9 protein-coding genes are annotated in these 13,526 nt (G+C 69.3%); 6 read left to right on the top strand and 3 right to left on the bottom strand.

Annotated features, from left to right (window positions below; genetic code table 11):
• Positions 1-146: 146 nt before the first annotated feature.
• On the top strand, positions 147-4,103 hold the full coding sequence (locus HQQ85_RS21435) for a bifunctional RecB family nuclease/DEAD/DEAH box helicase (protein WP_216851419.1): 3,957 nt from the start codon (positions 147-149) through the stop codon (positions 4,101-4,103).
• Between the two features lie 166 nt (positions 4,104-4,269).
• On the opposite strand, the gene HQQ85_RS04700 is transcribed toward HQQ85_RS21435, so the two are convergent.
• The 3 genes from HQQ85_RS04700 to HQQ85_RS04690 all read right to left on the bottom strand — a co-directional run bounded on the left by HQQ85_RS04700 (position 4,270) and on the right by HQQ85_RS04690 (position 9,852).
• Positions 4,270-4,902 carry a DNA-3-methyladenine glycosylase gene (locus HQQ85_RS04700; RefSeq protein ID WP_173181312.1) on the bottom strand — a complete coding sequence of 211 codons (633 nt, stop codon included), beginning with the start codon at positions 4,900-4,902 and terminating at the stop codon, positions 4,270-4,272.
• On the bottom strand, positions 4,899-6,536 hold the full coding sequence (locus tag HQQ85_RS04695) for a cyclic nucleotide-binding domain-containing thioredoxin-disulfide reductase (protein WP_173181311.1): 1,638 nt from the start codon (positions 6,534-6,536) through the stop codon (positions 4,899-4,901). Before HQQ85_RS04695 ends, HQQ85_RS04700 begins: the two co-directional genes overlap by 4 nt.
• A 70-nt stretch (positions 6,537-6,606) precedes the next feature.
• Complete coding sequence (locus HQQ85_RS04690) at positions 6,607-9,852, bottom strand: BTAD domain-containing putative transcriptional regulator (RefSeq protein ID WP_173181310.1); 3,246 nt, start codon at positions 9,850-9,852, stop codon at positions 6,607-6,609.
• A gap of 132 nt (positions 9,853-9,984) precedes the next feature.
• Here HQQ85_RS04690 and HQQ85_RS04685 point away from each other — a divergent pair, with 132 nt between their 5' ends.
• The 5 genes from HQQ85_RS04685 (at position 9,985) to HQQ85_RS04665 (ending at position 13,511) form a co-directional block, all read left to right on the top strand.
• A complete protein-coding gene (locus HQQ85_RS04685; protein WP_173181309.1) occupies positions 9,985-10,749 on the top strand; it encodes a tetratricopeptide repeat protein in 765 nt (254 codons plus the stop codon).
• Positions 10,742-11,368, top strand: a complete 627-nt coding sequence (locus tag HQQ85_RS04680) for a TetR/AcrR family transcriptional regulator (RefSeq protein ID WP_173181308.1) — start codon at positions 10,742-10,744, stop codon at positions 11,366-11,368. The genes HQQ85_RS04685 and HQQ85_RS04680 overlap by 8 nt, the downstream gene beginning before the upstream one ends.
• An 88-nt stretch (positions 11,369-11,456) precedes the next feature.
• The gene (locus HQQ85_RS04675) at positions 11,457-12,320 is read left to right on the top strand and encodes an alpha/beta fold hydrolase (protein ID WP_173181307.1); all 864 of its coding nucleotides are present in this window, start codon (positions 11,457-11,459) and stop codon (positions 12,318-12,320) included.
• 151 nt (positions 12,321-12,471) lie between these two features.
• Positions 12,472-13,227 carry an alpha/beta fold hydrolase gene (locus HQQ85_RS04670; protein WP_173181306.1) on the top strand — a complete coding sequence of 252 codons (756 nt, stop codon included), beginning with the start codon at positions 12,472-12,474 and terminating at the stop codon, positions 13,225-13,227.
• Positions 13,228-13,244: 17 nt separating this feature from the next.
• Positions 13,245-13,511 (top strand): hypothetical protein, encoded by a 267-nt coding sequence (locus HQQ85_RS04665; RefSeq protein ID WP_173181305.1) that lies wholly within the window; start codon positions 13,245-13,247, stop codon positions 13,509-13,511.
• Positions 13,512-13,526 lie beyond the last annotated feature (15 nt).

The raw sequence follows: 13,526 nt of genomic DNA, 5'->3' as shown, positions 1-13,526 counted from the left end.
CCGTCGCCCGTTCCGGCGATCCTTCCGCACCCTATCCCGGGCCACTGTCATCGGCCCGCCGTGGTCGACTCGCTGGCATCTGCCCGCCGTCGGCGGCCCGCTGTCGGAGGCTCGCACTACCCTGAACCCGACCCCAGGGAGGCCCCATGATCGTCGCCGGCGACCGCGTGCTCTACAGCGCCACCGACCTCACGGCCGCGGCGGTCTGTGAGTTCGCCCTGGTGCGCCGCCTCGACGCCAAGCTCGGCCGCATCGAGCCCGTGCCCGAGGTGGTCGACGAGATGCTCGAGCGCACCGCCCGCCTCGGAGACGCCCACGAGCTGCGCACCCTCGAGGCCTTCCGCGAGCTCTACGGCCCCTTCGACGGGGTGAACCCGCGCGGTGTCGCCGAGATCCCGCGGCCCGAGCGGCCCACCCCCGAGGCCCTGCTCGAGCACCAGCGCCTCACGCTCGACGCGCTCCGGGCGGGCGCCGACGTCGTCTTCCAGGCCACCTTCTTCGACGGCCGCTTCCTCGGCTTCGCCGACTTCCTGGTCAAGGCCCCCGCGCAGCCCGACTCGGCCATCGCATCCGCCGATGCCGACGTGCCCCGGCCGCCCGCTCCACCCGCCGACGCCGACGCGCCCCGGCCGCCCACCGCATCCGCCCCCCACCGCTACGAGGTCTACGACACCAAGCTGGCCCGGCATGCCAAGATCACGGCGCTGCTGCAGCTCGCCGCCTACGCCGACCAGCTCGACCGCCTCGACGTGCCGCTCGGCGACGAGGTGCACCTGCTGCTCGGCGACGGCACTCGCTCCACCCACCAGCTGCGCGACGTCCTCCCGGTCTACCTCGACCGGCGGCGGCGCCTCGAGGCCCTCCTCGACGAGCGGATGCACGAGCCCGCCGTCCAGTGGGGCGACTCCCGATACGCCATCTGCGGCCGCTGCGAGGTCTGCGCGCCCGAGGTCGAGGCGCACGACGACCTGCTGCTGGTGGCGGGCATCCGCGTGGCCCAGCGTTCGAAGCTGCTGGCGGCCGGCATCGCGACGCTCGACGAGCTCGCCCTGTCCGACGGCCCGGTCGACGGTCTGCCCGCGACGACGCTCGAGAACCTCCGCGACCAGGCCCGCATGCAGCGTGACGGACGCCACGGCCTGGCCGCCCGCGTCTACGACACGACGGCCCTCGACGGCCTGCCCGAGCCCGACGCGGGTGACATCTTCTTCGACTTCGAGGGCGACCCCCTCTACTCCGAGGGCGACGGAGCCGACTGGGGCCTCGACTACCTCTTCGGCCTCATCGAGCACGACCCCGACCGCCCCGGCGAGACGGTCTTCCTCCCGTACTGGGCGCACTCCTACGCCGAGGAGAAGGAAGCGCTGCGTGCCTTTCTCGATCACGTCACCTCGCGTCTGCGCGCCCACCCCGGCCTGCACGTCTACCACTACGCCAACTACGAGCGCGCCCACCTGCAGATGCTCTGCGCCCGCCACGGCGTGGGGGAGGAGCAGCTCGACGAGCTCCTCCGCGGCAACGTGCTGGTCGACCTCTACCCGGTCGTGAAGAAGAGCGTGCGCGTGAGCTCCCGCTCGTACAGTCTGAAGAAGCTCGAGCCGCTGTACATGGGGGAGCAGCTGCGCCAGAGCGAGGTCACCAACGGCGCCGACTCCATCACGGCCTACGTGCACTACACCGAGCTCCGCGACGCGGGCCGCACCGACCCCGCCGCGGCTCTCGCGGCGGACCGCCAGCTCGCCGAGATCGCCGACTACAACGAGTACGACTGCCTCTCGACCCTCCGCCTCCGCGACTGGCTCCTCACCCGCGCCGCGGCCCTCGATGCGGGCCCGCTCGCGCCCTCCCGCCTGGCCGCGGCGTCCGCTGCCGCCGCCTTCCTCTCCGGCGCTTCCCCATCCGACGCGTCCGCCTCCCACGACCCCTCCGCCCTCCTCGACGCCGCATCCCTCGTCGACCCCGCCGCATCCCTCGGCCGCGACCCCGACCCCGACGACCCCGCCTCCTTCGAGTTCGAGGAGAGCCCCCTCCACCGCGATCTGATGGCCCACGCGGCCGCCCTCGCCGTCGCGCGCCCCGACCCCGTCCAGCACTCTGACCCCGTCCAGCACTCCGACCCCGCCGAGCACTCCGGCCGCCCCGATCCCGCCACTGCCGCCACCGGCCCCGAGGCTGGCGCCGCGGCCCTCGATCCCGCCACCGGCGACCGCCACTCCACGCAGCCGGCCGCCCTGCCTCACCGCGACCCCGCGCATCCGGCCGCCGCGGGCCGCAGCGCCGACGAGCTGGCCGTCGCCGTGGCGGCCGCCGCCATCGACTACCACCGCCGCGAGGACAAGTCCTTCTGGTGGGAGCACTTCAACCGCCTCGAGCAGCCCCTCGACGAGTGGTCCGATACCCGCGACGTCCTCGCCGTCGAGACCGCCGTCGTCGACCGCCCCTGGTACCGCAACGCCGGCCAGCGCGCCGACCGCCGCGAGCTCCGCCTCCGCGGCACTCTGGCCCCCGGCAGCCGGCTCGAGCCCGGCGCGAACGGACGCTTCTTCGTCTACGACCCCCCGCATCCGTGGCCCGCCCCGCGCACCCGCCCCGCCGACCGCGTCGCCCACGCCCGTACCGTCCTCCGCGAGGTGCGCGAGCTCCCGAACGGCGTCACCCAGTACGTCTTCGAGGAGGCCCTCACCGTCGGCGCCGACCCTTACGACGCCCTCCCCGTCGCGGTCGCCCCGGCCGCCCCGCCGAAGACGGCCTCCCTGCAGGACGCCATCGCCGAGTGGGGCCGCGCCCTCGCCGACTCCCTCCCGGCCTTCCCGAACGACGCCGCGGTCGACATCCTGCGCCGCCGAGCCCCCCGCCGCCATGACGGCCGCCCCCTCGAACCGGTGGCCGAGCATCCTCGGGGCGCCATCGATGCCATCCGCGCCTCCCTCCTCGCCCTCGACGACTCCTACCTGGCCGTGCAGGGCCCACCCGGAACCGGCAAGACCTACACCGGCGCCCGTGTCGTCGCCGACCTCGTGCGCGACCACGGCTGGCGCGTCGGCGTCGTCGCTCAGTCCCACGCCGTCGTCGAGAACATGCTCACGGCCATCGTCGGTGCGGGCGTCGACCCCTCGCTCGTCGGCAAGGTCAGCGAGAATCCGGATGCCCGGTTCACTCCCTTGGCCAAGAACGCCCACCGCCGCTTCCTCGACGCCGCCTCCGCGAACGGCACGGGCGCGGTCATCGGCGGCACCGCCTGGGACTTCACCAACCCCACCCGCATCGACCGCCGCGAGCTCGACCTGCTCGTCGTGGACGAGGCCGGCCAGTACTCGCTCGCCAACACCATCGCGGTGAGCGTCGCGGCCCGCAACCTGCTCCTCCTCGGCGACCCGCAGCAGCTCCCGCAGGTCACCCAGGGCACGCACCCCGAGCCGGTGGACTCCTCGGCGCTCGGCTGGCTGACCGAGGGTCACGACGTGCTGCCGCCGGCGCTCGGCTACTTCCTGGCGGTCAGCTGGCGCATGCACCCCGCTGTCTGCGCCCCGGTCAGCGCCCTCTCGTACGAGGGAGAGCTGCACGCCGAGCCCAGGGCGACCACGGCTCGCTCCCTCGACGGTGTCGTCCCCGGCCTGCACCTGCACCCGGTGCTCCACCAGGGCAACTCGACGGATTCCCCCGAGGAGGCCGACCGCGTCGTCGCCCTCGTCCGCGACACCGTCGGCCGCCCCTGGTACGACCCCGCCGAGACCGCAGCCTCAGACCCGGCCGGCCGCCCGCTCCTGCCCGACGACATCATCGTGGTGGCGCCCTACAACGCCCAGGTCGAGCGCCTCCGTGCCCACCTGACGGCGGCGGGCTTCCCGGGAGTCCGGGTCGGCACCGTCGACAAGTTCCAGGGCCAGGAGGCTCCGGTGGCGATCGTCTCCCTCGCCGCGTCCTCGGCGGCCGACGTCCCGCGCGGAATCGCCTTCCTCCTCATGAAGAACCGCCTCAACGTGGCGATCTCCCGCGCCAAGTGGGCGGCCCACCTCGTCTACTCGCCGGCGCTCACCGACCACCTGCCCCTGAACCCGTCCGAGCTGGCGACCCTCTCGGCGTTCCTCCGCCTCACCCGGTGAATCGCAGCGCTAAATGAAATGGCCGTGTTCCGACAGCGCTTCCTATGACCCACGCTGCCCGTAACGCGATCCCCTATCGGGACGGGCCCACATGCGCGGAGCGCCGGAGGGTCCGTCCCGATCAGGTTCACGTCCGCGATTCGTGGCATGAGTCAAACTCGGACCGCTAGAGCGCTTTCAGTGATCGCCAGAGAAGAGCTGCGGCGCATGTACGGTGTGGCCTCCAGACCTCCCCTCGTTCCCGCACCTCGGCAATTGTGGGTGTCACGTCCAGGGAGTACGCCCGCTGCACCGCGAGCCGGATGCCCAGGTCACCTGCGGGGAGAACGTCGGGACGCATCAGTTGGTGGATGAGGAACATCTCGGCGCTCCACGGGCCTACTCCTTTGACCTGCGTCAGGACGGCGGTCGCCTCGTCATCAGACAGCCCATTCAGCTCGGAGAAGACGAGGTCGCCTCCCACGACTCGTGCGGCTAGATCGAGAAGGTATCTGGCCTTGGCGTGCGACGTGCCGAGCGCCCTGAGCTCGTCGGGGCTCATCCGCAGCAGATGTTCCGCAGTGGGGGTGCCACCCAACCTGTGCGAGAGGCGGTCGTACAGGGTGATCGCGACCTTCAGCGAGATCTGCTGCGAAAGGATGTGGAGCACCATGCCGGCGAACGGGTCGTCCGCGGTGCGGCCGTCGTCGGGGAACTTGAACGGGTCGGGTTTCCCGACTCGAGACACGAGGCTGGCCATGACAGGGTCTGCGGTTGCGAGAGCCGAGTAGGCGGCGTCACTTTCTTGGTGAGTGGTCATCGCGCCAACTCCAGGTCGGCTGCGAGGAGAGCGTGCACGGATGACACGGCGCTGGCACCTTCGCCGACGGCCGAGGCTACCCGTTTCATCGAGCCGGCTCGGACGTCTCCTACCGCGAAGACGCGTCGGTCGCTCGTCTGGAAAGGCAACGCCTCGTCGTGGCCGGGTAGCCGGGGGAGTCGGGTATCGGTGAGGATGAAGCCGGACTCGTCGAGCGCTAGCTCGGTGAGCCAATCGGTGTCAGGTACCGCGCCGACGAGACAGAAGACGATCCGGCTCTCCCGAGTCTCGGTCGAGCCGTCTGCGCTCTCGATCACAACCGCCTCGAGGGAGTCCGGCCCGGACAGCGTGACGACCTCAGCTTCGAGCCAAACGGTTATGAGTTCGTGGGCTCTGACGCGTCGGGCCAGGTAATCGGACATCTTCGACTCCAGGGCGGATGCACGAACGACCAGGTCCACTCGAGAGCCCTTGGAGGCCAGGAACAATGCAGCTTGACCCGCTGAGTTGGCACCTCCCACGACTGTCACGGGCTGCGAGCGGCAGTCGCGGGCGTCGAGTTCGGTTGCGGAGTACCGGATCTGCGTTCGTCGCTCGAAGTGGTCGCGGTGGGGAACGTCGAGGCGTCGGTAGCGGGCTCCCGTAGCGACGATCGCGGCGCGGGCTCGAAGTGTGGTGCCGTCGCGGAGAGTCACTATCGGGCCGGTGGCGTCGTGGGCGGATGCTTCGATACGGACGATCTGGCAAGGGGTGTAGAGCTGGGCGCCGAACTTCAGCGCCTGCAGGGTGGCGCTCTGAGCCAGGTCGCTCCCGCTCACTCCTCCTGGGAAACCGAGGTAGTTCTCGATTCTCGAGCTGGTCGCTGCCTGGCCGCCGGCACCGGTGGCGTCAAACAGAGCTGTGACCAAGCCCTCGGACGCCGCGTACACGGCTGCGGCCAGCCCGGCGGGGCCAGCTCCGATGACGACGAGGTCGACATCATGATCGCCCGGTGAATATGTGAGGCCTATCGCGGCGGCGAGATCATGGGGCGTGGCCCGCTTCAGCACTCGGTCGGCAGTGATCGCGACCGGGAGATCGGAGATCGTCAGTCCCCGCTCCGTCAGGAGTGCCTGTCCGGCGATGGAGTCGGCGTCGACCGTGGTGTGGGCGAGTTGCTGACGTGCGGCGAAGGTTCTCAGGGCCCGGTGGTCGGCGCAGTCGGTAACCCCGATGATCTGCGCCACGCTGCTGACCAGTTCGATGATGGCTTGGCGGCGCTGGCCGAACTCGCGGATCAGGATGTCGGCGACATCCGACTGTTCGTTGAGGGCCTTGCGGAAGTTGTTCGCGTCGATGCGCACGGCGGTGCCGGTTTCGTTGACTCGCAGCGTGAGGAAGACGCTTTGTCCGGTGAGCATTCCGAGTTCGCCGGTGAAGTCGCCGGCGCCTCGCGTGGAGACGATCCGTTCGGCATGAGTCCCGGTGGCGTCGCAGACAACGTGGATCGAACCGGACTCCACGAGGAAGAGGTCGTAGTGATGGTCTCCGCTTCGGGAGAGGATCTGGCCCGGGCGGATGTGTTCGCTCACGCCGTACGCGGCGAGGCGGCCGAACTGATCGGGGGTCAAGCGGTCGTGGGCGTCTCGATTCATGACCCCGAAGCTACGAGGGTGGTGTGCACGCCGAGTGGAGAGCTAGTGGATTAACGCGCACCTCAGTTGTTCAACGGCGCAGTTCAGTGAGGAGTCGCTCGGCGCGGTCGGCGAAGAGGTGAGCCTCGCGCTGTCTGGCCAGGGCGCGTGCGCGTTCGGCCTCACGGATGGCGGCGCGGTCGTCGCCGTCGGCTTGAGCGAGCTCGGCACGGACGAGAATGACGAGAGCCTCGGCCGAGCGCTGCCCGTGAAGGTCGAGTGCTTCATCGGCGCGGTCGAGCGCGCCCGCGGCCTCGGCGGGGGAGCCCGCAGCCAGGTGCATCTCGGCAAGGAGGGCGAGCCAGGTCGAGACGCAGGTGCGTGCCGGGCTGGTGAGGTTGCTGCGGATGAGCCGGTCGGCTTCATGGGCGGCGCGGGCGGGATCGAGCCCGGTCAGCGCTTGCCCCCACCAGCGGGCCAGCCTGAGGTAGGTGCCGAGAGAGACGAACGAGAATTCGGGATCGGCGGCGATGCCGCGATCGGCCGCTCTGAGGGCTCCGAGGGCGTCGCCGGCGACGGCGGCGGTTCTCGCCTCGAAAGAGGTGGCGACGGTGACTGCATAGGGGTCTCGACCCGCTGCTGTGTGCAGGGTCTCGAACAGGTCATCGGCGCGCGACAGGTCTCCGTGGTAGGCGACGATCTCAGCGAACATGCCGGCCGCCATGAGCTGCACACCGTCATGGACCGGGTCGTTCTCCTCCGAATCGATCTGCGGCACGAGGGCAGCGCTGATGGCGTCCAGCCGTCGGAAGGATTCGCCGACCTCGCCGACGCACCACCGGTGGATGCCGGCCGCGGTCGCACCGTAGGTGCAGACGACGGGGTCGCTTGACGTTGAGGAGAGCTGGTCGAGCTGGTCGGCGAGTGCTGTGCTCTGGTCGAGTTGGAGTCCTTGGCCGTGCGCGGTCCACCGCGAGAACAGGAATCCGGTCGCCATCCGGTCGTCCCCGAGTCGCTGCGCCACGTGCTCAGCCCGCTCGAGCAGGCTGACGGATGCGATGCCGTACATCGATCGCATGCCCACGACAGCGATCAGCTGAGACAGGCCGGTCAACTCGAGTTGGGGCAGCGAGGATTTGCGGGCCAGTTCGACCGCCGACCCGAGGTGGCGTTCTGCTGCTTGCAACGACGTCTTGGCGGTAGCCCTCGAGCCTGCACCGATCAGTGCGGAGATGGTGCGGGTGGGATCGGTGACCGGGCCCGCCGCCCACAGGTGGTGGGCCAGCCGTTCGGGCGCGGATTCATCATTCAACTGGCCCGCTTCGATCGCGTCGGCGATGCAGCCGTGGATCGTCGCGCCACGGCCGGGGGAGACTCCCTCCGACACGGCCTGGCGAACGAGGTCGTGCGTGTACCGGTAGGAGAAGGGATCGTCGGCGGCCGGGCCCATCAGACCGAGCTCGCGGACGGGCTCGAGGCGCTCGAGGCAGGTACCCACGTCGAGGGACGCCGCCCGGGCCAGCAGCAGCAGTTCGACGGAGCGCCCGATCAGTGCTGCCACCTCGAGCAGGGCGATCGTGTCGCTGCTCAGCGTGGCAAGCCGATCGCGCACGACGTCGCGGACGGTCAGCGGAACACCGCTCGATGCGACGGCCTCGATGCTGTCGACGCCCTGTGGACCGAGCAGTCGCGCCAGCTCCTGCACGAAGAAAGGATTTCCTGCGGTCCGCCGGTGGATCAGGTCGACGACGTCGCCCGGGGGGTTGATGCCGGTTTCGGAGCGCAGCAGTTCGCCGACCTCCGCCGTACTGAGCGGGCCGATGGACACCCGCCGGTGTCCCGGAGTTCGGCTCATCGTCGCGAGGGTGCGGGTGAGTTCGAGGCTGGGGGCTGCACCCCGGTCTCGTAAGGCGGCGATGACGGCGACGCCGGCGGGGAGGCGTGCGACGACGGAGTCGAGCAGTTGCAGTGAGCTCGCTTCCGCCCACTGGATGTCGTCGAGGATGAGCATCACGGGTCGGTCTGCAGCGGATTCAGCGATCACGTCGACCATCTGCTCGAGCAGTCGGAATCGCGCGTTCCCATCGGGATTGGCTGGAGTCTCGTCGCGATGGGCGCCGACGAAGTGACCGAGGTCGCGAGAGAGCCAGTGCTCGGTTCGGTCTTCGGGAAGCGCATCGAGCAGTCCTGTCGCGACCTGGACCCACGGCCACATCGTCGGTGCGCCGTCACCGTGCAGACAATGGCCCCAGATGACCAGAGCTCCACGAGACTCGGCATCGTTCGCGAGCGACTCCATGATCCGGCTCTTGCCCACCCCCGGTTCGCCCTCCAGTACGACGATCGCCTTTCCCCCGTCCCACGCGGGTTCGAGGGCGCGACTCAGAACGGCCAGTTCCTCGGCCCGGCCGACAAGACCGGGCCATGCGGAGGTGTCGGCCGATGCGGCGTCGAGAGCCTCTGGAGAAGATGGTGCGGGTGCGGGTGCGGGCGGTGGGACGGTCGTCACAATCGGGGCGGCCGACGGCTGCTCGAGCACACCCTGGCGGGCCGCGCGCAAAGCGCTACCGGGGTCGATGCCGAGTTCATCGACCAATCGTCGTCGCACGGCTTCGAACACCTCGAAGGCTTCGGCCTGCCGTCCTACCCGTCCGAGCAGGGTGACCAGACCAGCCTGTACCGGCTCGTGGAGGGGAGCCATCGCGGCGGCCCGCCGGAGGGCCGGCAGCGCGCGGGCAGGTTCGCCGAGCGCATCCGCGACCTGGGCTGCCTCGACGCAGGCTTCGAAGAACTCGTCGTTCAGAGCCGAGAAGATCGGTGCTGCGTCGGGGCTGTGTGCCCACCCGTCGCCGGCCGGGCCGTTCCACAGTGCGATGGCGTCAAGCAGGAGGCTGAGTGCCGTCGCCGCATCTCCGCCGACGAGTTCGGATCGAGCACGCGTGGTGAGTTGCCGGAAGCGAGTGAGATCGAGAACGTCCGGCCCGATGGTGCAGACGTAGCCGCTCGCCCGCTTGAGCAAGAACGCGCCGGGCTCCCGCGGAGGCAGTTCAGGTTGCAGGATGCGGCGAATCGCACCGATGTATTTGTGCAGCACGTTCAGCGCACTGGCGGGCGCATCTTCTCCCCAGATCAAATCGATAAGCTCGTCGGTCCCGGTCGGACGGCCTTCTCGGGCGAGCAGCACTCCCAAGAGGTAGGCCTGCTGACGCGGACCTGCGCTCACCTCGGTGGCGCCCTGCCACAGCCGGAGAGGGCCGAGCACCTGGAGGCGCAGACCACCGGTCACCGTTCCAGGCGCAAGGTCGTCGGCGCTCTCGGCGACGAGTTCGATGGTCATCTACGACTCCCTGGATGGGGTCGGCCCAGTCGAATCGCACCCTCGACGGGTGTGCGCTGGCGTGGTGTCAAGGTAAACTCTAGAGCCTGGAGTGCCACTCCAGCCAGTACAAGTTTCTTGAGTGGAGGGGTGATGACCGACGCACACCCCCTTCGCACGGCGTTCCGGCACGGTGAAACCACTGCAGTTCGGGAGGCGGCTTCCCAGCAGATTGACGCTGCGCGCCGGACAGGTGACACCGCCGGTGAGGTGGAGGGGCTATACGCCCTGGCGAGGGTCGCGCTCCGAGATCAGGATCTGCAGGTGGCCCGTGACAGAGCTGAAGAAGCTCTCGCCGTCGCCCGGCGTACGGGGGAGCGCCGTCTGGAAGAGAGGCCGCTGCACGTGCTGGCTGCTGTTGCCCGGCTGTCAGGCGATCACGAGAGAGCGACGGTGTTGTACGAGGCGAGCATCGACCTCAACCGCGCTCTCGGCAACGAGGTGAACGTACATACGGAGAGCCACAACCTCGCTCTCAGTGAGCTGCAGCTCGGGCATGTTGATCGCGCTCGTGAGTTGATGGCCGCGAGCGTCGATCGGGTTCATCAGGGCGGCCTCGACGACTTCGTGCCCTATCTGGGTCTCGCCGGGGCTGCCCTCGCCCTCGCCGACGACGACCCTCGTCGGGCCGCCCGCTTGATCGGGTTCACCGACCAGGCCTTCGTGGGCCTCGGTCAGGTACCGGACCCTGATGATGCCAGCGAACTCGAGGCATTGCGTGGCCGCGTTGTGGCCGAGCTCGGGGCGACGACGGTGCAGACTGAACTTGCGGCGGGTGCTTCCTGGTCACTCACCGAGGCCTTTGGTAGTACCCGGGCCCGTGCATCCGGTTCGATGCGGAAAGACGACGATGCCTGAGCAGACTGATCAGACCGCGGTGCAGAACCGGCGTGACGAATACGCGGAGATGACCCGACGTGACGTCGTGGCCGCGGCTCGGCGCCTGTTCGCCGAGCATGGCTACGAGCAGACGACGGTGGCGATGATCGCCCGTGAGGCTCGAGTCTCGCCGGCCACCGTCTATGCGCAGTGCGGTGGCAAAGAGGGCCTGCTCGGCACCCTGATGGATATGTGGACGACGAGTCCGACGGTGGGCCGCATCGTAGGTGACGCTGCGGAGGGGCTCACGGGCCGCGACAAGCTCCGCATCCTCGCCGAGGGATACGTGGCCCACGCCGCTGAGGCGGGAGACATCATGCGCATCGTCGAACGGGCGGCCGCCAGCTCGACGCCGGCGGAGGAGTTCATGGCGATCGCCGATGGCCGGCACACCGAGGCCCTCGAGATCATCACGAAGGGCATTGCGGATGTCGGCGAGCTCGCCGACGGGCTCTCGGTGACCGATGCGGCGAGGATCGTCTATTTCCACTTCCGCAATCCGCAGCTGGTGCTCGCCTCCGAGACCTTCGGGTGGGGGATCGACCGGGCTCAGCAGTGGCTTCTCGAGCGGGTGGAGTCCGCCATCCTAAAGCCGTGACGACCCGCGTCAACTGATCGTCAACAAGGCGTCTTTAGGCTCCAGACGAGCACGAAGCATCCGAGAATCTGGTTGGGGGCGCACAGACATGGTCCCCGTTCATCACCGGTACGCCGTCATCGGCGGACACCGCGTGTTCTACCGGGAAGCCGGCGGACTCGACCGCCCCACCGTGGTGCTGCTGCACGGATTTCCGACCAGTTCGACGATGTTCCGGAACCTCCTGCCGGTGCTCGCGGAACGGTGGCACGTGGTCGCACCAGACCTGCTCGGGTTCGGGCTCTCCGACGCGCCGCCGCCGGGCGAGTTCCCGTACTCGTTCGATTCGCTGGCTGACGTCACCTCCGCCCTGCTCGGGGAACTCGGCATCGAGCGCTACGCGCTGTTCGTGCACGATTACGGAGCGCCGATCGGCTGGCGCCTGGCGCTGCGCGCACCGGACGCGGTGCGGGCGATCGTCAGTCAGAGCGGAAACGCCTACAACGAGGGATTCCAGCCCGAGTTCTTCGTTCCCATGCGCGAGTATTGGCAGAACCCCGGTCCGGCCGCCGAACAGGCTGTCCGCGACACACTCACCCCCGAGGTCATCCGCTGGCTCTATCTGTCGGGAGCGCCCGACGAGACGCTCATCGATCCGTCGCTCTGGGTGCATGATCACGACCTCCTCGCCCGGCCAGGCAACGACCTCATCCAGCTCGCGCTCTTCAGCGACTACGCGTCCAACCTGACCCTGTACCGTACCGTGCAGCGCTATTTCCGGAGTACCCAGGTGCCCTTGCTCGCCGTTTGGGGACGCAACGACCCGGTCTTCGGGCCTGCTGGTGCACTCGCCTTCACCACCGACCTCCCGACCGCCGACGTGCATCTGCTCGACGGAGGGCATTTCCTGCTCGAGACCGCTCTCGGCGACGTCGCATCCCTCGTGACGGACTTCTTCGACAAGCACCTCTGAAGCCCCCTGCTGGGCAGTGAACAGTTCGGTCACTCGGCGTCAACAGGCCCTGTTTAGCGTCTGACGTATCAGCCATCGCCTCCTGATGGTCGAGTGTCATCCGGCACAGCCTCGTTACCGCCTCGGGCGATTTCACCGAAAGAAGACCATCATGTCGAACACCCCCACCGTCGTCCTCGTCCACGGCGCCTTCGCCGATGCCTCGAGCTACGCACCCGTCGTCCGTCGCCTCCTCGACGAAGGCGTCACGGTCGTGGCCCCGCCGTCGGCCAACCGCAGCCTCGCCTCCGATGCCGGCTACATCGCCTCCGTCGTGAGCCAGATCGACGGGCCGGTGCTGCTCGTCGGGCACTCCTACGGCGGAGCGGTCGTCACCGTCGCCGGCAACGAGCCCAACGTGGTCGGGCTGGTCTACCTCGCCGCGTACGTGCTGGCCGAGGGCGAGAGCTTGGGCGAGCTGCAGAACCGCTTCGCCCCGTCGCCGCTCGGCGAGGCCCTGGTCTACACGCCGTACCCGATCGAGGGCTCCTCTGAGCCGGGCATCGACGTGTCGGTCGACATCGCCCGGTTCCCCTCGATCTTCGCCGCCGAGGTCGACCCGGCGCTCACCACGGTGCTCGCGGTGTCGCAGCGCCCGCTGGCCGCGGCCGCCTTTGGCGAGCCGGCCGTCGGCGCACCCGCCTGGGCCGAGAAGCCGGCGTGGGGCATCGTCGCCTCCGCCGACCAGGCCATCAACCCGGACGTGCAGCGCTTCGGCTACGAGCGCGCCGGAGCCTCCGTGATCGAGGTCGACTCCTCACACCTCGTGATGCACGCCCACCCCGACGCCGTGGTCGCCGTCATCCGGGAAGCTCTCGCGTCCGTGTCCGCCGCGCAGAACGAGCCCGTCGGCTCGTCGGCGCTGTAGAACCGCCGGAGACGCAGATGACCGTGCAGCTCTCGGCCTACACCGAGATCGCAGAACGGGACCTTCCCCAGCTGCTCGCGGAGCTGCGCGGATCAGGCATCGTCACCCTCCAACCCGGTGTCGAGCAGGACGTTCCCCAGCTCGTCTCGGAGCTCATCGCTTCGGGACTCGTCCTGCTCGACACCATCCCGGGCATCCGGGCCGTCCCCGAGCCCGACCCGGCACCCCACCACGACATGGTCACGCACATCAGCCTGATGGCGTGGCAGCGGATCAAGCTGTGAACGACACGACAGAAG

Origin of the sequence: Herbiconiux sp. VKM Ac-2851 (genome assembly GCF_013205105.1) — a bacterium.
GTDB classification, from domain to species: domain Bacteria; phylum Actinomycetota; class Actinomycetes; order Actinomycetales; family Microbacteriaceae; genus Herbiconiux; species Herbiconiux flava.
The sequence above is the reverse complement of the archived record's forward strand: the minus strand, read 5'-3'. Positions and strand labels throughout refer to the sequence as shown.

Coding starts and splice junctions, on each gene's coding strand:
- HQQ85_RS21435 (WP_216851419.1), top strand. CDS start 147: ATGATCGTCGCCGGCGACCGCGTGCTCTACAGCGCCACCGACCTCACG.
- HQQ85_RS04700 (WP_173181312.1), bottom strand. CDS start 4,902: ATGACCACTCACCAAGAAAGTGACGCCGCCTACTCGGCTCTCGCAACC.
- HQQ85_RS04675 (WP_173181307.1), top strand. CDS start 11,457: ATGGTCCCCGTTCATCACCGGTACGCCGTCATCGGCGGACACCGCGTG.
- HQQ85_RS04685 (WP_173181309.1), top strand. CDS start 9,985: ATGACCGACGCACACCCCCTTCGCACGGCGTTCCGGCACGGTGAAACC.
- HQQ85_RS04670 (WP_173181306.1), top strand. CDS start 12,472: ATGTCGAACACCCCCACCGTCGTCCTCGTCCACGGCGCCTTCGCCGAT.
- HQQ85_RS04680 (WP_173181308.1), top strand. CDS start 10,742: ATGCCTGAGCAGACTGATCAGACCGCGGTGCAGAACCGGCGTGACGAA.
- HQQ85_RS04690 (WP_173181310.1), bottom strand. CDS start 9,852: ATGACCATCGAACTCGTCGCCGAGAGCGCCGACGACCTTGCGCCTGGA.
- HQQ85_RS04695 (WP_173181311.1), bottom strand. CDS start 6,536: ATGAATCGAGACGCCCACGACCGCTTGACCCCCGATCAGTTCGGCCGC.
- HQQ85_RS04665 (WP_173181305.1), top strand. CDS start 13,245: ATGACCGTGCAGCTCTCGGCCTACACCGAGATCGCAGAACGGGACCTT.